A 22,887-nucleotide genomic window follows, 5' to 3' on the forward strand; every position below is an offset into this window, starting at 1 on the left:
AGGCAACCGGAAGGAATTCGCATGAGTGGCGCAGCCACCGATATTGCCGTCATCGGGATGTCGTGCCGCTTCCCCCGGCGTGCACGACCTGGGGCAGTTCTGGCGCCTCCTGCGCGACGGGAAGTCGACCGTCGGAACATTCCCCGAGCAGCGGGCCGTCGCCTCGAAGCACCCGTCCCACCCGGACGCCGCCACCGTCAACGCGGGTTCGTTCTTCGACGCCGTCGACGGGTTCGACGCGGAGTTCTTCACCACGGGTCCGGAGGAGGCGGCCGCCATGGACCCCGTGCAGCGACTGGGTCTTGAACTCGCCTGGGAGGCCGTCGAAGACGCCCGTGTCCCGGCGACCGCGCTCGCGGGCCGCGATATCGATGTCCTGGTCGGTGCCGCGTCCTCTGGGTACGACGTGCTGCGCGGGCTGGCCGGCAGCGACCGGGACGACCACTACGCCGCGCTCGGTTCGAGCGGCGCGCTGATCGCGAACCGGATATCGAGCCTGTTCGACGTCCGCGGCATGAGTTTCTGCGCGGACTCGGGTCAGTCCTCTTCCCTCGTGGCGCTGGCCCTGGCGTGTGACCGGATACGCGGCGGCGCGGTCGACATGGCGCTGGTGGGCGGAGTGAACCTGATCGTCGACCCGGAAGCGGGACTCGGCATGGCGAATCTGGGCGCCCTGTCGCCCGATGGCCGCTGCTTCACCTTCGACGAACGGGCCAGCGGTTTCGTCCGGGGAGAGGGCGGGGGATTCGCCCTGCTGAAGCGGCTGGACCTCGCCGTCGCCGACGGCGATCACATGTACGCGGTGGTCCGCGGCTGGAGCGTCGGCAGCGGTGGCTCGACCTCCCGGATGCCGGACCCCAGTCCCGGCGCGCAGGCGGCGACAGCGCTGTCCGCTCTGCGACGCGCGGGCGTTCCGTTCGACGAGGTCGACTACGTCGAGGCCCACGGCACCGGTACCCGGCTCGGCGATCCCGCTGAGATATCCGGTCTGCGCGAGGTGTTCCGGGAAACCGGCCGGAGCCGCCCCCTGGTGATCGGTTCGGTGAAGACGAACGTCGGGCACCTGGAGCCGGCCGCGGGAATCGTGGGCTTCGTGAAGGCGGCGCTCTGCGTGGACCGCGCCCAGCTGGTGCCGAGTCTGAACTTCCGGTCTCCGAACCCCGCCATCCCCGACTTCCAGGAGGACTTCGACGTCCTCCAGGCCGCGCGGGCCTGGCCGAGCACGGCGAACCGGCCGCGGCGGGCAGGGGTGTCGTCGTTCGGAATGGGTGGCACGAACGCGCACGTGATTCTGGAGCAGGCGCCCCAGGAGCGGACTGCGCCCCGCGCCGAGGGTGATGACTCGGCCTCCGCGGGCGGTTCCGGGGTGGTGCCGTGGGCGCTGTCCGCGCGGTCGGAGCCGGCCTTGCGGGAGCAGGCGGCGCGGTTGCGGGCACTCGTGGCCTCGGACACGTCTCTGCCGGCGGCGGACGTGGGGCATTCGCTGGTGTCGACGCGGTCGTTGTTCGAGCACCGGGCGGTGGTCCTTGCCGGTGGCCGCAAGGAGTTGTTGGCTGGCCTGGACGTGGTGGCGGCGGGCGGGAGCGCGGCGCGGGTGATTCGCGGGGCGGCCGCGGGGCCCGTGGGCCCGGTCGTCTTCGTGTTCCCCGGTCAGGGGTCGCAGTGGACGGGAATGGGGAGGCGGCTGTACGCGGAGTCGGAGGTTTTCGCGCGCGGGATCGATGAGTGCGCGCGTGCTCTGGCGCCGTGGGTGGACTGGTCACTGGTGGACGTGGTGACCGGTGCGGAGTCGGCGCCGTCGCTGGAGCGGGGCGACGACGTGGTTCAGCCGGCGTTGTTCGCGATGATGGTGTCCCTGGCGCGGGTGTGGCGGTCGCTGGGAGTGGTTCCCGAGGCAGTGGTGGGGCACTCACAGGGAGAGATCGCCGCGGCGTGCGTGGCGGGTGCGCTCCCGCTGGAGGACGCGGCGCGGATTGTCGCCCTGCGCAGCCGGGCATTGACCGACCTGGCCGGCCTGGGCGGGTTGAACGCGGTGTCCGCGCCCCTCGAATGGGTCGAGGACCGGTTGGGGCGGTGGCCCGGGCGGCTCTGCGTGGGTGCGGTCAACGGACCGGGCTCCGTGGTGATCTCCGGGGACCTTGAGGCGCTGGACCAGTTCGCCGCGATGGCGGCCGGTGACGGGGTCCGGGTGCGCCGGGTCAAAATCGAGTACGCGTCGCACTCCCACCAGGTCGAACGCATCCGTGATCGTGTGCTTGAGGCCGCCGCCGGTCTTTCCCCGAAGGAGTCGGCGGTGGAGTTCCACTCCACGGTCACCGGAGGGTTGCTCGACACGCGCAAGCTCAACGGCTCGTACTGGTACGACAACCTGCGCTCGCCGGTGCGTTTCGGCGACGTGGTCGAACACCTGATGCGTGATCGCGGCGGTGTGTTCGTGGAAATCAGCCCGCATCCGGTGCTCGCGGTGGCGATGGAGGAGACCGCCGATGCGCTGACGGCCTCGCCGGTGGTGGTGGGCACCCTGCACAAGGACGACGGGAGTGCGGGCAAGATCATCACTTCGCTGGCCGAACTGCACGTGCGGGGTGTGCCGGTGAACTGGGAGGAGGTGTTCGCGGCGGACCGGCCGCGCCGGATCGGCCTGCCGACCTACGCGTTCCAGCGGCAGCGGTACTGGCTGACGGCGCCCGATGACACCGACACCACGAACACGGGGCCGTCCGCGCACACGAGCGGACCGGGCATGCACCGGCCCGCCGACGCCGACACCGGGGCAACGAACCCGGTTTCGGAGCCATCGGTCCTCGACCTTGTGTGCGCCGCAACGGCAGCGGTGCTGAGCAGGGAGGACACGGATCTGACGGGCGCCGATCTCGTGGCGAGGTCGACCGAGACCTTCAAGGACCTGGGCTTCGACTCCTCGATGGCCGTGCGGCTCCGCAACCGGCTTGCCACGGCTGTCGGTGTGCGGCTCCCGGCCACCGTCGCGTTCTCCTACCCCACTCCGCAAGCGCTCGGCAGCCACATCTTTTCCCTCCTCAGGCCGGAGGCGCCCGACGTCGAGCCGGAGGCGCCCGACGTCCCGGAAACGGCGGAGGGAACGACGCCGGAAAGTCGGAGTGATGATGAATTGTACGAATTGATCGACCGCGGATACGTGTAACACCGCCCGTTCGTCCAAGCAACACCCGTTGGAGGAGGCCCTGGTGAAAGACGTCGACAAGCTCCGGTCCTACTTGCGACGCGCCGTCGACGATGCGCAGGCCTTGCGCGAGCGGGTGCGCGAGCTGGAGGAGTCCGCTCGCGAGCCCATCGTGATCGTGGGCATGGCCTGCCGCTATCCAGGAGACGTCCGCACCCCTGAGGACCTGTGGCAGCTCGTCAGCGACGGCGTCGACGCCATCACCGACTTCCCCACCGACCGGGGCTGGGACACCGAGAAGCTCCTCGATCCCGACCCGGACCGACCCGGTGCGTCCTATGTCGCCAAGGGCGGATTCCTGTCCGACGCGGCCGAGTTCGACCCCGCGTTCTTCGGGATCAGCCCGCGTGAGGCGACGGCGATGGACCCGCAGCAGCGGCTGCTCCTGGAGACCTCCTGGGAGGCGTTCGAGCGGGCGGGCATCGACCCGGCCGCGCTGCGCGGCAGCCAGACCGGCGTGTTCGTCGGCGCCATGACCCAGGAGTACGGCCCTCACCTGCACGACGGCGCCGCCGGGTTCGACGGGTACCTCTTGACCGGCAACACCGCGAGCGTCGCTTCCGGCCGTGTCGCCTACACCTTCGGGTTCGAGGGTCCGGCGGTGACGGTGGACACCGCATGCTCGTCCTCGCTGGTCTCGATGCACATGGCGGCCCAGGCGCTGCGCAACGGCGAGTGCTCGCTGGCCCTGGCGGGCGGCGTCGCCGTCATGGCCACGCCGGGCATGTTCGTGGAGTTCAGCCGGCAGCGCGGGCTCGCGGTGGACGGGCGGTGCAAGGCGTTCGCCGAGGCGGCGGACGGCACGGCCTGGGCGGAGGGCGTGGGCCTGCTGCTGCTGGAGCGCCTCTCCGACGCGCGGAGGAACGGCCACCAGGTGCTGGCGGTCGTACGCGGCTCGGCCGTCAACCAGGACGGCGCTTCCAACGGCCTGACCGCCCCCAACGGCCTCTCCCAGGAGCGCGTGATACGTCAGGCCCTCGCCGGCGCGGGACTGTCGTCGCAGGACGTTGACGCTGTCGAGGCGCATGGCACGGGCACGACGCTGGGTGACCCGATCGAGGCGCAGGCGCTGCTGGCCACCTACGGTCAGGACCGGCCGGGGGACCAGCCGTTGTGGCTGGGTTCGCTGAAGTCCAACATCGGCCACAGTCAGGCCGCGGCGGGCGTGGGCGGTGTCATCAAGATGGTGATGGCGCTGCGCCACGGCGTGCTGCCGAAGACGCTGCACGTGGATGAGCCGTCCCCGCATGTGGACTGGACCGCGGGCGCGGTAGAACTCCTTACCGAGAACCGGGCCTGGCCAGAGACCGACCGCCCGCGCCGCGCCAGCATTTCGTCGTTCGGTGTCAGTGGCACGAATGCCCACCTGATCGTCGAGCAGGCTCCGGTGGGCGAGGGCGTCACGGGTCAGGGTGTGCCGGGGCCGGTGGTGGTGACGGATGGGACGTTGCCGTGGCTGGTGTCGGCGAAGTCCGAGGATGCGCTGCGGGAGCAGGCGCTGCGGCTGCTGGAGCACCTGGACCGTCACCCGGAGGTGGCGCCCGCCCAGGTTGGTCATGCGCTGGCGACGAGCCGTTCCGTGTTCGATCATCGGGCGGTGGTGATCGGCCGTGAACTGGCCGACTACCGGGGTGCGTTGGCGGCGCTGGCCGCGGGTGAGCCCTCCCCGCATGTGGTCACCGGGATGGTGGCCGCTCAGCCTGGCAAGACCGTGTTCGTGTTCCCTGGTCAGGGGTCGCAGTGGGTCGGTATGGGTGTGGAGTTGATGCGTACGTCGCCGGTGTTCGCCGAGCACTTGACGGCGTGTGCGGTGGCGCTTGAGCCCTTCACCGGCTGGAACCTCATCGACGTCCTTACGCAGGTGCAGGGTGCTCCCACTCTTGACCGGGTGGATGTGGTTCAGCCTGCCCTGTGGGCGGTGATGGTCTCCCTGGCCCGGTTGTGGGAGCACCTGGGGATCACTCCGGATGCGGTGGTGGGTCACTCCCAGGGCGAGATCGCCGCTGCCCATATCGCCGGTGTGTTGTCGTTGGAGGACTCCGCCCGCATCGTGGCGTTGCGTTCTCAGGCCATCATCGACATCGCGGGCCGGGGCGGGATGGTCTCGGTGCCCCTGCCTGCGGCCGGCGCCTCAGAGCTGATCGCCCGCTGGCAGGGCCGGGTAGCCGTGGCCGCGGTCAACGGACCGTCGGCCACGGTGGTTGCCGGTGACGCCGACGCGCTCGCCGAGCTCCTCGAGCACTGTGAGGGCGAGGGCATCCGAGCCCGCCGCATTCCCGTCGACTACGCCTCCCACACCACCCACGTCCACGCTCTTCACGACCAGCTGCTGGAGTTGCTGGCACCCATCGAGCCCCAACCGGCCACCGTGGCGTTCTACTCCAGCGTCACAGGCCACCTCGGCGGGCCGATGGCCGACACCACGGTGATGAACGCCCAGTACTGGTACGACAACCTGGCCACCACCGTCGACTTCCAGGGCGCCACCCGTGCTCTGCTGGATGACGGGCACACCCTGTTCGTCGAGGCCAGCCCGCACCCCGTCCTCACCCACCCCCTCCAGGAAACCGCCGAAGACCACCCGGTGGGCGAGCGGGCCCTGGTCACCGGCACCCTGCGCCGCGACGAGGACACCTGGCACCGCGTGCTGACCTCCCTCGCGACCGCCCACCCCCACACCACCGCCGCCAACTGGGCCGGCTTCTACCCCGCCACCCGGCCCACCCACCTCGACCTGCCCACCTACCCCTTCCAACACCAGCACTACTGGATGGAGGCGTCCGGGGGCACGGGAGACGCGGCCGCGGCCGGACAGCTGCCGGTCGAACACCCGCTGCTCGGTGCGGCGGTGGAGCTGGCGGGGACGGATGGCACCGTGCTGACCGGCCGGTTGTCGTTGCAGACGCATGGCTGGCTGGTCGACCACGCGGTCTCCGACACCGTTCTGCTGCCCGGCACGGCCTTCGTCGAGATGGCACTCCGCGCGGGTGACGAGGTGGGCGGCGACCACCTTGAGGAACTCACCCTGCAGGCACCGCTCGTTCTGTCCGCGACCGGCGGCGTCCGGCTGCGGGTGGAGGTGGGTGAGGCCGACGACGCCGGGCGGCGATCCGTGAGCGTCTACTCCCGGCCCGACGGCGCGGGGACGGGTGTGCCCTGGACCTGCCATGCCACGGGCGTGCTCGCCTCCGGCGGTCCGGCGCCGTCCTCGTGGGATCCCAGGGTGTGGCCGCCGGCCGGAGCGGTGTCGGTGGAGACCGATGAGCTGTACCCGTCGCTGGCCGCCCTCGGCTATCAGTACGGCCCCGCCTTCCAGGGACTGCGGGCGGTGTGGAAGCGGGGGGAGGAGGTGTACGCCGAGGTGGTGCTGCCGGAGGAGCGGCTCGCCGAGGCGACCGCCTTCGGCATCCACCCCGCGCTGCTGGACGCGGCCCTGCACGCCGGGCTCGTCCCGGACGGCCCGGAGACCGGGCGGGAAACGGAGCCACCGAGGCTGCCGTTCGTGTGGTCCGATGTGCGGCTGCACGCGACCGGCGCCACGAACGTGCGGGTGCGGCTGACCCCGTCGGGCCACGACGCCCTTGCCGTGGAGGTCGCCGACACCGAGGGCGCACTGGTCGCGTCGGTCGGTTCGCTGACGATGCGTCCCGTTGACCCCGGGAAGCTGGGCGGGGCCCGGGACGGGCGCCACGACGCGTTGTTCCGCGTGGAATGGGTGAGCCGGCCGGTGGGGGATGCCGCTGGGACCCCGGTCGGCCCGTGGGCGCTGGTGGGCGACGACGGACTCGGTCTTGGCACCGTTCTGGACGGTGCACGGCTGGGGCGGTACGCGGATCTGTCCGCGCTCAGTGACGCGTTCGAAGAATTCGAAGAACTCGAAGAACTCGCCGCCTCCGCCTCCCGGCCCGAACTCGTCCTGGCCTGTCATCTGCCCGGCGAAGACGCCGCCTCCGGCGATCCTGCCGCCGCTCGCACCGAGCTGGTCAAGGCGCTGTCCTTGGTGCGGTCTTGGCTCGCCGACGAGCGGTTCGCCGACACACGGCTGGTGGTGGTCACCCGCGGTGCGGTGGTGGCCGGCCATGCGGAGCAGCCGGATCTCGCCTCCGCGCCGGTGTGGGGTCTGCTGCGCACCGCGCAGACAGAGAACCCGGACCGTTTCGTCCTCGTCGACGTCGATGAGGACGAGCGTTCCCTGCAAGCCCTGCCCGCCGCGCTCGCTTGCGGGGAGCCGCAGCTGGCGGTGCGCGGGGGAGAGGTCCTGGTGCCGCGGCTCGTCCGGGCCGCGGCCGATGGCGCGCTGACACTCCCGCGGGAGCAGGCGGCGTGGCAGCTGGACGTGACCGGCCGCGGAACCCTGGACGAGCTGTCCCTGGTGGCAGCACCCGACGAGGCAGAGCCGCTGCTGCCGCACCAGATCCGGGTCGCCGTGCGGGCGGCCGGGCTGAACGTCCGGGACGTGTCGATCGCACTCGGTGTCACCTCGGGTGACAGCTCCACGATGGGCATCGAGGGCGCCGGGGTGGTGACCGAGGTCGGCTCGGGCGTGACCGGGCTGCGGCCGGGCGACCGGGTGCTGGGCTTGATGCCGGGGGCGTTCGGCCCCGTGGTGGTCACCGATCACCACCTGGTCGTACGGATCCCCGACGGCTGGTCGTTCGAGGACGCGGCGTCGGTGCCCCTGGCGCTCGGGACGGCGTATCACAGCCTGGTGAACCTGGCGGGGCTGCGGCCGGGCGAGTCGCTGCTCGTGCACGCCGCCGCAGGAGATGTGGGCATGGCCGCGGTGCAACTGGCGCGGCATCTGGGCGCGGAGGTGTTCGGCACGGCGAGCACCAGCGAGTGGGATGTCCTGCGGGCGTCCGGGCTGGACGACGAGCACATCGCGTCGTCGCGGACGCCGGAGCTCGAGGAGCGGTTGCTGTCCGCCACCGGCGGCCGGGGTGTCGACGTCGTACTGGGCAGCCCGGCGCGGGAGTTCGTGGACGCCTCGCTTCGGCTGCTGCCGCGCGGGGGCCGTTTCGTGGAGACGGGCACGACCGACATCCTCGACCCGCGGGAGGTGGCCGGGGCCCGTCCCGGCGTGGAGTACCAGGCGTTCGACCTGATCGAGGTGGCCCTCGCGGAGCCGGAGCGGTTCCAGCAGATGCTGACCGAGATCGTCGCGCTGTTCGAGCGCGGTGCTCTGCGCCACGCGCCGGTACGGGCATGGGACATGCGGCAGGCGCCGGAGGCGTTCCGCGCGTTCAGTCAGGCCCAGCACGTCGGAAAGATCGTACTGACCACGCCGCCGGTGTGGGACCCCGAGGGCACGGTGCTGATCACCGGCGGCACCGGCACGCTGGGCGGGCTGCTCGCCCGGCACCTGGTGACCGAGCACGGAGCGCGGCACCTGCTGCTGGTCAGCCGCCGCGGGCCCGGGGCCGAGGGAGCCGGGGAACTGGTGGAGCGGCTGGCCGGGCTCGGGGCGACGGCCACGGCGGTGGCGTGCGACGTCTCCGACCCCGAGGCGCTGTCCGACCTGCTGGAGGCGATACCCGCCGAGCATCCGCTGACCGCGGTCGTGCACACGGCGGGTGTGCTGGACGACGGCCTGGTCTCCGCGCTGACGCCCGAGCGCCTTGACGCGGTGCTGCGGCCCAAGGCGGACGCGGCATGGCACCTGCACCGGCTCACCCGGGACCGGGATCTGGCGGCGTTCGTGCTGTTCTCCTCGGTGATGGGCGCGCTCGGCGGTGCGGGGCAGGGCAACTACGCGGCGGCGAACGTCTACCTCGACGCGCTGGCCGCGCACCGCCGGGCCCAGGGACTTCCGGCCACGTCGCTGGCCTGGGGCCTCTGGGACCAGCGCAGCGACATGACGGGGGACCTGGACCGGGCGGACCTGGCCCGGATGGCCCGGGTCGGCCTGACGCCTCTCCGGTCGCAGGAGGGGCTCGCCCTGTTCGACGCGGCCCTCGCCCTCAACGAACCGATGCTCGTTCCTGCGCGGCTGGACACCGCGCGGCTCGCCCAGGGCGGGGCGCTCCCCGCGGTGCTCCGCGCCCTGGTGCGTCCCCGTGCCGCCCGGCGCACCGCCGCGGCCGGTTCGGCGGGTGGCGTCGGGGGTGGGCAGCGGTTCGCCGGGATGTCCGTGGCCGAGGCGGAGCGCGAGTTGACGGAGGTGGTGCGTGCTCACGCCGCGACCGTGCTGGGGCACGCGACACCGGAGGCGGTCCGACCGGACAACACCTTCAAGCAACTCGGCTTCGACTCGCTGTCCTCGGTCGAGCTTCGCAACCACCTCAACGCCGCCACCGGCCTGCGCCTGTCACCGACGGCGGTCTTCGACTACCCGACGCCGGCTGCGATGGCCCGCCACCTGCGCGGTGAATTGCTCGGGGAGGCGACGTCCGCCGCCGAGCCCGTGGTGGCGGCTGCCGCGTTGGACGAGCCCATCGCCGTGGTGGGCATCGGCTGCCGTCTTCCCGGGGGTGTGGGATCGCCTGAGGAGTTGTGGGAGCTGGTGGCCTCCGGCAGTGAGGCGATCTCGGGGTTGCCGACGGATCGTGGCTGGGATGTCGAGGGGTTGTACGACCCTGATCCGGACCGGTCGGGCAAGAGCTATGTCCGTGAGGGCGGGTTCCTTCATGACGCGGCCGGGTTCGACGCCGGTTTCTTCGGGATCAGTCCGCATGAGGCGCTGGCCATGGATCCGCAGCAGCGGCTGCTCCTGGAGACCTCCTGGGAGACGATCGAGCGGGCCGGCATCGACCCGACGACGTTGCGCGGCAGCCGCACCGGCGTGTTCATCGGCGCCATGACCCAGGAGTACGGCCCGCTGCTCCATGAGGCCTCGGAAGGGATGGACGGCCTGCTGCTGACCGGCAAAATAGCCAGTGTGATCTCCGGTCGGCTGGCCTATTTCCTTGGGCTGGAGGGCCCGGCGATCACGGTCGATACGGCGTGTTCGTCGTCTCTGGTGGCGTTGCACCAGGCGGCGCAGGCGCTGCGTCAGGGGGAGTGCACCCTTGCGGTGGCCGCCGGTGTGTCGGTGATGACCACTCCGGGTGTGTTCACTGAGTTCAGCCGGCAGCGCGGGCTTGCGGCGGATGGGCGGATCAAGGCGTTCGCGGCTGCCGCCGACGGCACGGGCTGGGGCGAGGGCGCCGGCGTCCTCCTCCTGGAACGCCTCTCCGACGCGCGGAAGAACGGTCACCAGGTGCTGGCGGTCGTACGCGGCTCGGCGGTCAATCAGGATGGTGCGAGCAACGGCCTGACCGCCCCCAATGGGCCTTCGCAGGAGCGCGTCATCCGGCAGGCCCTTGCCAACGCCCGGGTCAAGGCTGACGAGGTCGACGTGGTCGAGGGGCACGGCACGGGCACGACGCTGGGTGATCCGATCGAGGCGCAGGCGCTGCTGGCCACCTATGGTCAGGGCCGGCCCGAGGACCAGCCGTTGTGGCTGGGTTCGCTGAAGTCCAACATCGGCCACACCATGGCGGCTTCCGGGCTTGCCGGAGTGATCAAGATGGTGATGGCGATGCGTCACGGCCTGCTGCCGAAGACGCTGCATGTGGATGAGCCGTCCTCGCATGTGGACTGGGCGTCGGGTGCGGTGGAGCTGTTGACGGAGGCGCGGTCCTGGCCGGAGACGGGGCGTCCGCGTCGTGCTGGGGTGTCGTCGTTCGGTATCAGTGGGACCAATGTGCATGTGGTGTTGGAGCAGGCTCTGGGGGGTGTGGAGGTATCGGGTGAGATTGTGCCGGAGCCGGTGGTTGAGCCGGAGCCGGTGGTGGGGGCGGTGCCGTGGTTGGTGTCGGGTAAGAGTGTGGCGGCGTTGGCGGCGCAGGCGGGGCGGCTGGGGGATTTCGTGGCTGCGGATGCTGAGGTGTCGGTGGCTGATGTGGGGTTGTCACTGGCGGTGTCGCGGTCGGCGTTTGATCATCGGGCGGTGGTGATCGGCCGCGAACTGGCTGACTATCGGGGTGCGTTGGCGGCGCTGGCCGCGGGTGAGCCCTCCCCGCATGTGGTCACCGGGACGGTGGCTGCTGAGCCCGGCAAGACCGTGTTTATGTTCCCCGGTCAGGGGGCGCAGTGGGTCGGTATGGGTGTGGAGTTGATGCGTACGTCGCCGGTGTTCGCCGAGCATTTGACGGCGTGTGCGGCGGCGCTTGAGCCCTTCACCGGCTGGAACCTCATTGACGTCCTTACTGAGGTGCAGGGTGCTCCCACTCTTGACCGGGTGGATGTGGTTCAGCCTGCTCTGTGGGCGGTGATGGTTTCGCTGGCCCGGTTGTGGGAGCACCTGGGGATCACTCCGGATGCGGTGGTGGGTCACTCGCAGGGTGAGATCGCTGCTGCTCATATCGCTGGTGTGTTGTCGTTGGAGGATTCTGCCCGGATTGTGGCGTTGCGTTCGGGGGCCATCACGGAGATTGCGGGCCGGGGCGGGATGGTTTCGGTGCCGCTTGCCGCGGAGGGGGCTGCGGAGCTGATCGCCCGCTGGGAGGGGCGGGTGGTGGTGGCCGCGGTGAACGGGCCGTCGGCCACGGTGGTTGCCGGTGACGCCGACGCGCTGACTGAGCTGCTTGCTCACTGTGAGGGCGAGGGCATCCGGGCTCGCCGTATTCCTGTGGATTACGCCTCTCACACCTTCCATGTGGAGGCGTTGCGTGAGCGGCTGTTGGAGTTGTTGGCGCCGGTTGAGCCGCGGTCGGCGACGGTGGCGTTCTACTCGACGGTGGCCGGGCACGCTGGCGGGCCGATGGCCGACACCACGGTGATGGACGCGGCGTACTGGTACGAGAACCTCCGCACCCCCGTCGCATTCGAGCCGGTGGTGCGGTCGTTGCTCGGTGACGGGTTCCGGGTCTTCGTGGAGTCCAGTGCTCACCCCGTGCTGACGCTGGGGCTGGTGAATACCGCTGAGGATGCCGGGACCGAGGTTGTGGCGGTGGGCTCACTTCGCCGGGACGAGGGGGGCCTGGAACGGCTTTACGCCTCCCTTGGTGAGGCGTGGGCGCAGGGTGTGGACGTCGACTGGCCGGAGGTGTTCGCGGGCCGGGGAGCACGCCTCGTCGACCTGCCGACCTACGCCTTCCAACACCAGCAGTACTGGCTGGGGACGTCCGGGAGCGCGGGGAACGTGATCGCAGCCGGACAGGCGGCGACCGGTTCGGTGGGCGGTGTCGGGAGTGGGCAGCGGTTCGCCGGGATGTCCGTGGCCGAGGCGGAGCGCGAGTTGACGGAGGTGGTGCGTGCTCACGCCGCGACCGTGCTGGGGCACGCGACACCGGAGGCGGTCCGACCGGACAGCAAGTTCAAGGACCTCGGCTTTCACTCGCTGGCCGCGGTGGAGCTGAGCAACCGTCTGACAGCGGCTATTGGCCTGCGCCTGTCGCCGACGGCGGTCTTCGACTATCCGACGCCGGCTGCGATGGCCCGGCATCTGCGCGGTGAGTTGCTCGGGGAGGCGACGTCCGCCGCCGAGCCCGTGGTGGCGGCTGCCGCGTTGGACGAGCCGGTGGCTGTGGTGGGTATCGGCTGCCGTCTTCCCGGGGGTGTGGGGTCGCCTGAGGAGTTGTGGGAGCTGGTCGCGTCCGGCAGTGAGGCGATCTCGGGGTTGCCGACGGATCGTGGCTGGGATGTCGAGGGGTTGTACGACCCCGATCCGGACCGGTCGGGCAAGAGCTATGTCCGTGAGGGCGGGTTCCTTCATGACGCGGCCGGGTTCGACGCCGGTTTCTTCGGGATCAGTCCGCGTGAGGCGACGGCGATGGACCCGCAGCAGCGGCTGCTCCTGGAGACCTCCTGGGAGGCATTCGAGCGGGCGGGCATCGACCCGATCGCGCTGCGCGGCAGCCGCACCGGCGTGTTCGTCGGCGCGGTGTCGCTGGACTATGGCCCTCACCTGCACAAGGCCTCGGAAGGGATGGACGGCCTGCTGGTGACCGGCAAGATGACCAGTGTGATCTCCGGTCGGCTGGCCTATTTCCTTGGGCTGGAGGGCCCGGCGATCACTGTTGATACGGCGTGTTCGTCGTCTCTGGTGGCGTTGCACCAGGCGGCGCAGGCGCTGCGTCAGGGGGAGTGCACCCTTGCGGTGGCCGCCGGTGTGTCGGTGATAGCCAGTCCGGGTGTGTTCACCGAGTTCAGCCGGCAGCGGGGGCTGGCGGCGGACGGGCGGATCAAGGCGTTCGCGGCTGCCGCCGACGGCACGGGCTGGGGCGAGGGCGCCGGCGTCCTCCTCCTGGAACGCCTCTCCGACGCGCGGAAGAACGGTCACCAGGTGCTGGCGGTCCTGCGCGGCTCGGCCGTGAATCAGGATGGTGCGAGCAACGGCCTGACCGCCCCCAATGGGCCTTCGCAGGAGCGCGTCATCCGGCAGGCCTTGGCCAACGCCCGGGTCAAGGCTGACGAGGTCGACGTGGTCGAGGGGCACGGCACGGGCACGACGCTGGGTGACCCGATCGAGGCCCAGGCGCTGCTGGCCACCTATGGCCAGGACCGGCCCGAGGACCAGCCGCTGTGGCTGGGCTCGCTGAAGTCCAACATCGGCCATCTAGGGGCCGCGGCGGGCGTGAGCAGCGTCATCAAGATGGTGATGGCACTGCGGCACGGCGTCCTGCCCCCCACGTTGAACGTGGACGAGCCGACCCCGCACGTCGACTGGACCGCTGGCGCGGTGGAGCTGCTGACCGAGGAGCGGCCCTGGCCGGACACGGGGCGTCCGCGCCGCGCCGGGGTCTCCGCCTTCGGTGTCAGCGGGACCAACGCCCACCTGATCGTCGAACAGGCCCCGGAAGGCGAGGGCGTCACGGGTCAGGGTGTGCCGGAGCCGGTGGTGGTGACGGATGGGACGTTGCCGTGGCTGGTGTCGGCGAAGTCCGAGGCCGCGCTGGGGGAGCAGGCGCTTCGGTTGCTGGAGCACCTGGACCGTCATCCGGAGGTGGCGCCTGCCCAGGTTGGTCATGCGCTGGCGACGAGTCGTTCCGTGTTTGATCATCGGGCGGTGGTGATCGGTCGTGAACTGGCTGACTACCGGGGTGCGTTGGCGGCGCTGGCCGCGGGTGAGCCCTCCCCGCATGTGGTCACCGGGATGGTGGGTGCTGAGCCCGGCAAGACCGTGTTCGTGTTCCCCGGGCAGGGGTCGCAGTGGGTCGGCATGGGCGTGGAGCTCATGGCCACCAGCCCCGTCTTCGCCGAGCACCTCACCGCGTGTGCGGCGGCGCTTGAGCCCTTCACCGGCTGGAACCTCATCGACGTCCTTACGCAGGTGCAGGGTGCTCCCGCCCTTGACCGGGTGGATGTGGTCCAGCCTGCCCTGTGGGCGGTGATGGTCTCCCTGGCCCGGTTGTGGGAGCACCTGGGGGTCACTCCGGATGCGGTGGTGGGTCACTCGCAGGGTGAGATCGCTGCCGCGCATATCGCTGGTGTGTTGTCGTTGGAGGACTCCGCCCGCATCGTGGCGTTGCGTTCTCAGGCCATCATCGACATCGCGGGCCGGGGCGGGATGGTCTCGGTGCCGCTTGCCGCGGCGGGGGCTTCGGAGCTGATCGCCCGCTGGCAGGGCCGGGTAGCCGTGGCCGCGGTGAACGGACCGTCGGCCACCGTGGTCGCCGGTGACGCCGACGCGCTGACTGAGCTGCTTGCTCACTGTGAGGGCGAGGGCATCCGAGCCCGCCGCATTCTCGTCGACTACGCCTCCCACACCTTCCATGTGGAGGCGTTGCATGAGCGGCTGTTGGAGTTGTTGGCGCCGGTTGAGCCGCGGCCGGCGACGGTGGCGTTCTACTCGACGGTGGCCGGGCACAGTGGCGGGCCGATGGCCGACACCACGGTGATGGACGCGGCGTACTGGTACGAGAACCTCCGCACCCCCGTCGCATTCGACACGACCACCCGTGCCCTGCTCGATGACGGGCACACCCTGTTCGTCGAGGCCAGCCCGCACCCCGTCCTCACCCACCCCCTCCAGGAAACCGCCGAAGACCACCCGGGCACCGGCGAATTCGGCGTCACCGGCACCCTGCGCCGCGACGAGGACACCTGGCACCGCGTGCTGACCTCCCTCGCGACCGCCCACACCCACACCACCACCGCCGCCAACTGGGCCGGCTTCTACCCCGCCACCCGCCCCACCCACCTCGACCTGCCCACCTACCCCTTCCAACACCAGCACTACTGGCTGCCGGACACCGACACAGCCGACACCGATCCCCACACCCTCGGCCTGCGCGCCACCGACCACGGCCTGCTCGGTGCCGCCGTCGCCCTCGCGGACGGCGATGGCCACCTGTTCACCGGGAGTCTGTCGCTGCGCAGCCACCCCTGGCTGGCCGACCATGCCGTTCACGACACTCCGCTCGTGCCGGGCACCGCGTTCGTCGAACTCGCCCTCCACGTCGGCCAGATCATCGACGCTCCTCACCTGGACGACCTGACCCTCGAAGCACCCCTGACACCCCCGGCCGTCGGCGGCTTTCACGTGCAGGTGCGCGTGGCGGCACCCGACGGAGACGGCCGCCGAGCTCTCACCGTTCACTCCCGGCCCGACGACGCCACACCCGACCGGCCCTGGACCCGCCACGCCACCGGCACCCTCAGCCCTCAGCTGCCCGCCACACCGGACACGGCAGAGTGGGCGGAGCCGACGGCATGGCCGCCGACCGGCGCCAGTCCCTTGCCCGCCGACACCCTCTACGACCTCATCGCCGGCTTCGGTTACCACTACGGCCCCACCTTCCAGGGCGTGACCGCTGCCTGGCGCCAGGGCGACACCCTCTACGCCGAGGTGACCCTCCCCACCGACGACATCACGGACGCCGGCCACTACGGCATCCACCCCGCTCTCTTCGACGCCGCGCTCCACCCGACCGTCTTCGCCCGTTCCGAAGAGCGCTCGGACGAGGTACCTCTGCTGTTCGCCTGGTCGAACGTCCGGCTCCACGCCGTGGGCGCCCAGGCACTGCACGTCCAGATCACTCTTTCCGACGCGGGGGCGCTGCGGGTCAGCCTTGCCGACCCCGTCGGGCGGCCGGTCGCCGAGGTGGAGTCGCTGGCCATGCGGCCGATCACCGCCGAGCAGTTGGCGAAGGCGGTCGCGACGGGCGCAGACGACCACCTGTTCCGCCTGGACTGGGTCCCCATGCCCGTCGCGGAGGGCCTCAAGGCCGACCGGGTGGCGTTCCTGGGCACCGACGTTCCCGCGGCGCTGGTCACGTCCCTGCCCGAAGGTGTCGAGGTCGAAAGCCATCCGGAGCTGGCGACGCTGCTGGCGGACGACACCGCTGCCCTCCCGGACCTGGTCATCGCCTCCGGTCTACTGGATCGTTCCGGCCCGGCCGAGGATGTCCCCGGCTCCGCGCGTGAGGCCGTTCAGTACACCTTGGACATGGTCCAGTCGTGGCTGGCCGAGGAGCGGCTGGCCGGCAGTCGGCTGGTGTTCGTCACCAGGCGAGCTGTAGCGGTCCACGCCGGAACCGAGTCGCCCAGCCCCGCGGACGCCGCTGTCTGGGGCCTGATCCGTACGGCCCAGACCGAGAATCCGGGCCGTTTCACCTTGATCGATCTTGCGGACGAGAACACCGTCTCCGCCGAGTCGTTCCGCGCGGCGTTGGGAGGCGGCGAGCCGCAGGTGGCCCTCCGCGACGGCGATCAACAGCCGCTGTACGTCCCCCGGCTCGTGCGGGAGACCCCGCCCGACGACGCCATCGTGCCGGAGCCGGCCGTGGGCGGCACGGTCCTGATCACCGGCGGCACCGGCACCCTGGGTTCGATGTTCGCCCGCCACTACGCGACGGCCGGGCAGGCCGGTCATCTGCTGCTGACCAGCCGGCGTGGCCTGGACGCTCCGGGCGCGCCCGAACTCGCCGCCGAACTGGCCGAGCTGGGCGTGAACGTCACCATCGCCGCTTGCGACATCGCCGACCGCGACGCTCTCGCCGCGCTTCTCGCGGGCATCCCCGACGAACACCCCCTCACCGTCGTCGTGCACAGCGCCGGCGTCCTCGACGACGGCGTCGTCACCTCCCTGACGGCGGAGCGCGTCGACAGTGTGTTCCGCCCCAAGGTCGACGCCGCCTGGCACCTGCACGAGCTCACCCGCGAGACGGACCTCACCGAGTTCGTCCTCTTCTCCTCCATGGCGGGAGTTCTGGGCACTCCGGGACAGGGCAACTACGCCGCGGCGAACGTCTTCCTCGACGCCCTGGCCCAGCGCCGTCGTGCCGACGGCCTGCCCGCCACCTCGCTGGCCTGGGGCTTCTGGGAACAGCGCAGCGACATGACCGGCCACTTGGACGACGCGGACCTGACCCGAGCGGCACGCCTCGGGATCAAGCCCATCACGGCGGAGGAAGGGCTGGCGTTGTTCGAAGCCGCCCGCTCCACGCGCGGCGCCTGCCCGGTCCCCGCCAAGATCGTTCCCGCCCTGCTCCGCCCGCACCTGGAGACCGGTACTGTTCCCGCCGTCCTCCAGGGCCTCGTGCGGGCTCCCGTCCGCAGGGCCGGCGCCGCCACGGCGACCAACGCCGACCTCCGCGACCGCCTGGCCCGCCTCTCTCCCGAGGACGCCGAGGACGCCCTCGCCACCCTCGTCCGCACCGAAGCCGCCCTGGTCCTGGGCCATGCCACGCCCGACACCATCAACCTCACCCAGGCGTTCAAGGACCTCGGTTTCGACTCGCTGACCGCGGTCGAGCTCCGCAACCGCCTCAACGCCGCCACCGGCCTGCGCCTCCCCGCCGGCCTCGTCTTCGACCATCCCACCCCGCGCCGCCTGGTCACCCACCTCCACGCCGCTCTCGCCCCGACCGCCCACGCGTCCACCGCCGCCCCGGCCACCACCGTCGCCGTCGGCGCCACCGACGAGCCCATCGCGATCGTGGCCATCGGCTGCCGGTACCCGGGCGGTGTGCAATCCGCGGACGACCTGTGGTCCTTGGTGGCGAGCGAGTCGGATGCCGTCGCGGAGTTTCCGACCACCCGTGGCTGGGACGTCGAGAAGCTGTACGACCCCGATCCCGACCGACCGGGCAAGACCTACGTCCGCGAGGGCGGTTTCCTCTACGACGCCGACGTCTTCGACCCCGCCTTCTTCGGCATCAGCCCCCGCGAAGCCCTTGCCATGGACCCCCAGCAACGCCTCCTGCTGGAGGTCGCCTGGGAAACCATCGAACGCGCCGGCATCGACCCCACCACCCTCCAGGCCACCCCCACCGGCGTCTTCACCGGCGTCATGTACGGCGACTACGGCAGCCGCCTCAGCTCCGTCCCCGAAGACCTGGAGGGCTACCTGCTCAACGGCAGCGCGGGCAGTGTCGCTTCCGGCCGTGTCGCCTACACCTTCGGGTTCGAGGGGTCGGCGGTGACGGTGGACACCGCCTGCTCTTCGTCGCTGGTGGCCATCCATCTGGCCGCGCAGGCGCTGCGCAACGGCGAGTGCTCCCTGGCTCTGGCGGGCGGCGCCACCGTCATGGCAACGCCTGATGTCTTCACCGAGTTCAGCCGGCAGCGTGGGCTTGCGGTGGACGGGCGGTGCAAGGCGTTCGCCGAGGCGGCGGACGGCGCGGGCTGGGCGGAGGGCGTGGGCCTGCTGCTGCTGGAGCGCCTCTCCGACGCGCGGAGGAACGGTCACCAGGTGCTGGCGGTCTTACGCGGCTCGGCCGTGAATCAGGATGGTGCGAGCAACGGCCTGACTGCTCCCCATGGGCCTTCGCAGGAGCGCGTCATCCGGCAGGCCTTGGCCAACGCCCGCCTCACGCCGGGTGAGGTCGATGTGGTCGAGGGGCACGGCACGGGTACGACACTGGGTGATCCGATCGAGGCCCAGGCGCTGCTGGCCACCTATGGTCAGGGCCGCTCGGAGGACCAGCCGTTGTGGCTGGGTTCGCTGAAGTCCAACATCGGCCACAGCCAGGCCGCGGCGGGCGTGGGCGGTGTCATCAAGATGGTGATGGCGCTGCGCCACGGCCTGCTGCCGAAGACGCTGCATGTGGACGCGCCGTCCTCCCATGTGGACTGGGCTGCGGGAGCGGTGGAGTTGTTGACGGAGGCGCGCTCTTGGCCGGAGACAGGGCGTCCGCGTCGTGCCGGGGTGTCGTCGTTCGGTGTCAGTGGCACGAATGCCCACCTGATCGTCGAGCAGGCGCCGGACGGCGAGGACGTCGCCGGTCAGGGTGTGCCGGAGCCGGTGGTGGTGACGGATGGGACGTTGCCGTGGCTGGTGTCGGCGAAGTCGGAGGCTGCGCTGCGGGAGCAGGGGCTTCGGCTGCTGGAGCACCTGGACCGTCACCCCGAGGCGACGCCTGCCCAGGTTGGTCATGCGCTGATGGCGGGCCGTTCGGTGTTCGATCATCGGGCGGTGGTGATCGGCCGTGAACTGGCGGATTTCCGGGGTGCGTTGGCGGCGCTGGTCGCGGGTGAGCCCTCCTCGCATGTGGTCACCGGGACGGTGGCTGCTCAGTCTGGCAAGACCGTGTTCGTGTTCCCCGGTCAGGGGTCGCAGTGGGCCGGTATGGGTGTGGAGCTCATGGCCACCAGCCCCGTCTTCGCCGAGCACCTCACCGCGTGTGCGGTGGCGCTTGAGCCTTTCACCGGCTGGAACCTCATAGATGTGCTCCATGGTGTCCACGAGGCTCCCACCCTTGACCGGGTGGATGTGGTTCAGCCTGCCCTGTGGGCGGTGATGGTCTCGCTGGCTCGTTTGTGGGAGCACCTGGGGGTCACTCCGGATGCGGTGGTGGGCCACTCCCAGGGGGAGATCGCTGCCGCGCATATCGCCGGCATCCTCACCCTTGAGGACTCCGCCCGGATTGTGGCGCTGCGTTCTGGGGCTATCACGGAGATTGCGGGCCGGGGCGGGATGGTTTCGGTGCCGCTTGCCGCGGCGGGGGCTGCGGAGCTGATCGCCCGCTGGGAGGGGCGGGTGGTGGTGGCCGCGGTGAACGGGCCGTCGGCGACGGTGGTCGCGGGTGACGCCGACGCGCTGACTGAGCTGCTTGCTCACTGTGAGGGCGAGGGCATCCGGGCTCGCCGTATTCCTGTGGATTACGCCTCTCACACCTTCCATGTGGAGGCGTTGCATGAGCGGCTGTTGGAGTTGTTGGCGCCGGTTGAGCCGCGGCCGGCGACGGTGGCGTTCTACTCGACGGTGGCTGGGCACAGTGGCGGGCCGATGGCCGACACCACGGTGATGGACGCGGCGTACTGGTACGAGAACCTGCGCACCCCCGTGGCATTCGAGGCAACCACCCGTGCTCTGCTGGATGACGGGCACACCCTGTTCGTCGAGGCCAGCCCGCACCCCGTCCTCACCCACCCCCTCCAGGAAACCGCCGAAGACCACCCGGTGGGCGAGCGGGCCCTGGTCACCGGCACCCTGCGCCGTGACGAGGACACCTGGCAACGCATGCTGACCTCCCTCGCGACCGCCCACCCCCACACCACCGCCGCCAACTGGGCCGGCTTCTACCCCACCACCCGGCCCACCCACCTCGACCTGCCCACCTACCCCTTCCAACACCAGCACTACTGGCTGCTGGACACCGACAAAGCCGACACCGGCCGTGCGACCAGTGCCTCCGCGGACCCGGTCGAGGCCGAGTTCTGGGACGCGGTCGAACGGGAGGACTTGGACGCGCTGATCAGCACACTGGGGCTGGGCGATGCGGAGGCCGAGCGCGACGGCGCGAGCACCTCCCTTCCTGCTGTGCTGTCCGCCATGGCGTCGTGGCGGCGGCGTCGGCTGGACCGGTCGGTACTGGCGAGCTGGCGCTACCGCGCCACGTGGAAGCCGCTGCTCGACATCGGGACCGGCGCGACGCGGGGATTGGAGGGGAGCGCCTGGCTGGTGGTCGTCCCCGAGGCGGCCGCCCCGGACCCCGCGGTGGAGACGGTGCTCGACGCGCTGCGGCAACACCGTGCCCGGGTGATCCGATGGGACATCGCGCCGGCCGACCTGCGGAGTCGCACCGCGCTCGGCCAACGGCTCGCCGACAGGCTCGCGGAGGAGGACGCCCCCGCCCGCCTCACCGGCGTGCTGTCGCTCGCCGCGCTCGTCGACGACGGCCTGGGCGCCGCGCACGAGCCGGTTTCCGACGGCCTCGCGGGCACGGTCGCCCTCGTGCAGGCGCTGGATGACGCGGGCGTCGAGGCCCGGCTGTGGTGCCTGACGCGCGAGGCGGTGTCCACGGGGAACGCCGACGCCGTCACCAACCCGCTGCAGGCCCAGATCTGGGGCCTGGGCCGGGTGGTGGCGCTGGAGCGGCCGGAAAGGTGGGGCGGGCTCGTGGACGTGCCGGCCCGGCTGGAGGGGCGCGCCGTGCAACTGCTGTGCGCGGCCCTCGTCGACGCCGTGGACGAAGTCCATGGTGAGGACGAGGTGGCGGTGCGCACCTCAGGAGTGTTCGGCCGACGCCTTGCGCGGGCACCGCTGGGCGACGCACCGGTGGAGGACTGGCGTCCCCGGGGCACCGTGCTGGTGACGGGCGCCGCGGGCGCGGTCGGATCGCACGCCTGCCGTTGGCTGGCCCGGGCCGGCGCGCCACACCTTCTGCTGGTCGGCAGGCGCGGCAAGGACGCGCCCGGCATCGCGGAGTTGGAGGCGGAGCTGACGGAGCTCGGATCGCGCGTGACCGTGGCCGCGGTCGATGCCGCCGACCGGGACGCGTTGCGGAAGGTGCTGGCGTCGGTTCCGGAAGAGCTCCCGCTGACTGCGGTGATCCACAGCGCCGCAGTGCTCGCGGACGGCTTGGTGGAGTCCCTCACGGCGAAGCAACTGGAGCGGGTGCTCAGGCCCAAGGTGGCCGCCGCCACGGTGCTGCACGAGCTCACCGCCGATCTGGAGCTGGACGCGTTCGTGCTGTTCTCCTCGGCCGTCGGCAGCATCTGGGGCAGCGGCGGGCAGGGCGGGTACGCCGCGGCGAACGCCTTCCTCGACGCGCTGGCCCAGGTGCGGCGGGCGGCCGGGCTGCCCGCGACCGCCGTGGCCTGGGGGTCCTGGGGCGGCGGCATGGTGACCGGCGAGGTGGAGGAACGCCTGCGCCGGCAGGGGCTGCCGCCGATGGCTCCCGAGACGGCGATGGCGGCGCTGGCCGCTTCACTGGGCCGGGAGGAGACGCAGGTGATGGTGGCCCAGGTGGAGTGGGCGGACTACGCGACCGTCTTCACCACGACCCGTTCCAGCCGGCTCATCGCCGATCTCCCCGACATCGCCGTGCCCACCGCGGCGCACCCCGGCGACCACGCGGGTGAGGCATCGGAGGCCGATCTGGTGGCCCGGCTGAAGGGGCTGCCGGAGGGCAAGGTGGACGACGTCCTGCTGGACACCGTCCGTGCGCACGCCGCGGCGGTCCTCGGCCTGAGCGGGCCGGACGCGATCGGCGCCGAGCGGGCGTTCAACCTGGTCGGATTCGACTCGCTGACCTCCGTGGAGCTGCGGAACCGGCTGCGGCGTGCGACCGGGCTGCAACTGCCCAGCACGCTGCTGTTCGACTATCCGACGCCGGTCGTCGTGGCGCGGTACCTGCGGGAGGAACTGTTCCCCGAGCGGACGGCCGACGGCGATGACAGCAGTGCGAACGGTGTGGGTCACGTACCGGAAAACGGCGACGGGCCGTCGCTGGACGAGATGGGCGTGGACGACCTGGTGCGCATGGCGATGAAGCGCGACGTTCCTGACGAGACGCGGAGGTCATGATGGCTGA

General features: G+C 71.2%; 2 protein-coding genes. Both read left to right on the plus strand.

The window, feature by feature from the left end; genetic code table 11:
- Window positions 1-25 precede the first annotated feature (25 nt).
- Window positions 26-3,163, plus strand: a complete 3,138-nt coding sequence (locus AC0KTA_RS37765) for a type I polyketide synthase (protein ID WP_481052705.1) — start codon at window positions 26-28, stop codon at window positions 3,161-3,163.
- 43 nt (window positions 3,164-3,206) lie between these two features.
- Window positions 3,207-22,880, plus strand: a complete 19,674-nt coding sequence (locus AC0KTA_RS37770) for a type I polyketide synthase (protein WP_481052706.1) — start codon at window positions 3,207-3,209, stop codon at window positions 22,878-22,880.
- Window positions 22,881-22,887 lie beyond the last annotated feature (7 nt).

The sequence above is a fragment of the Streptomyces sp. Y309 genome, from assembly GCF_056712025.1.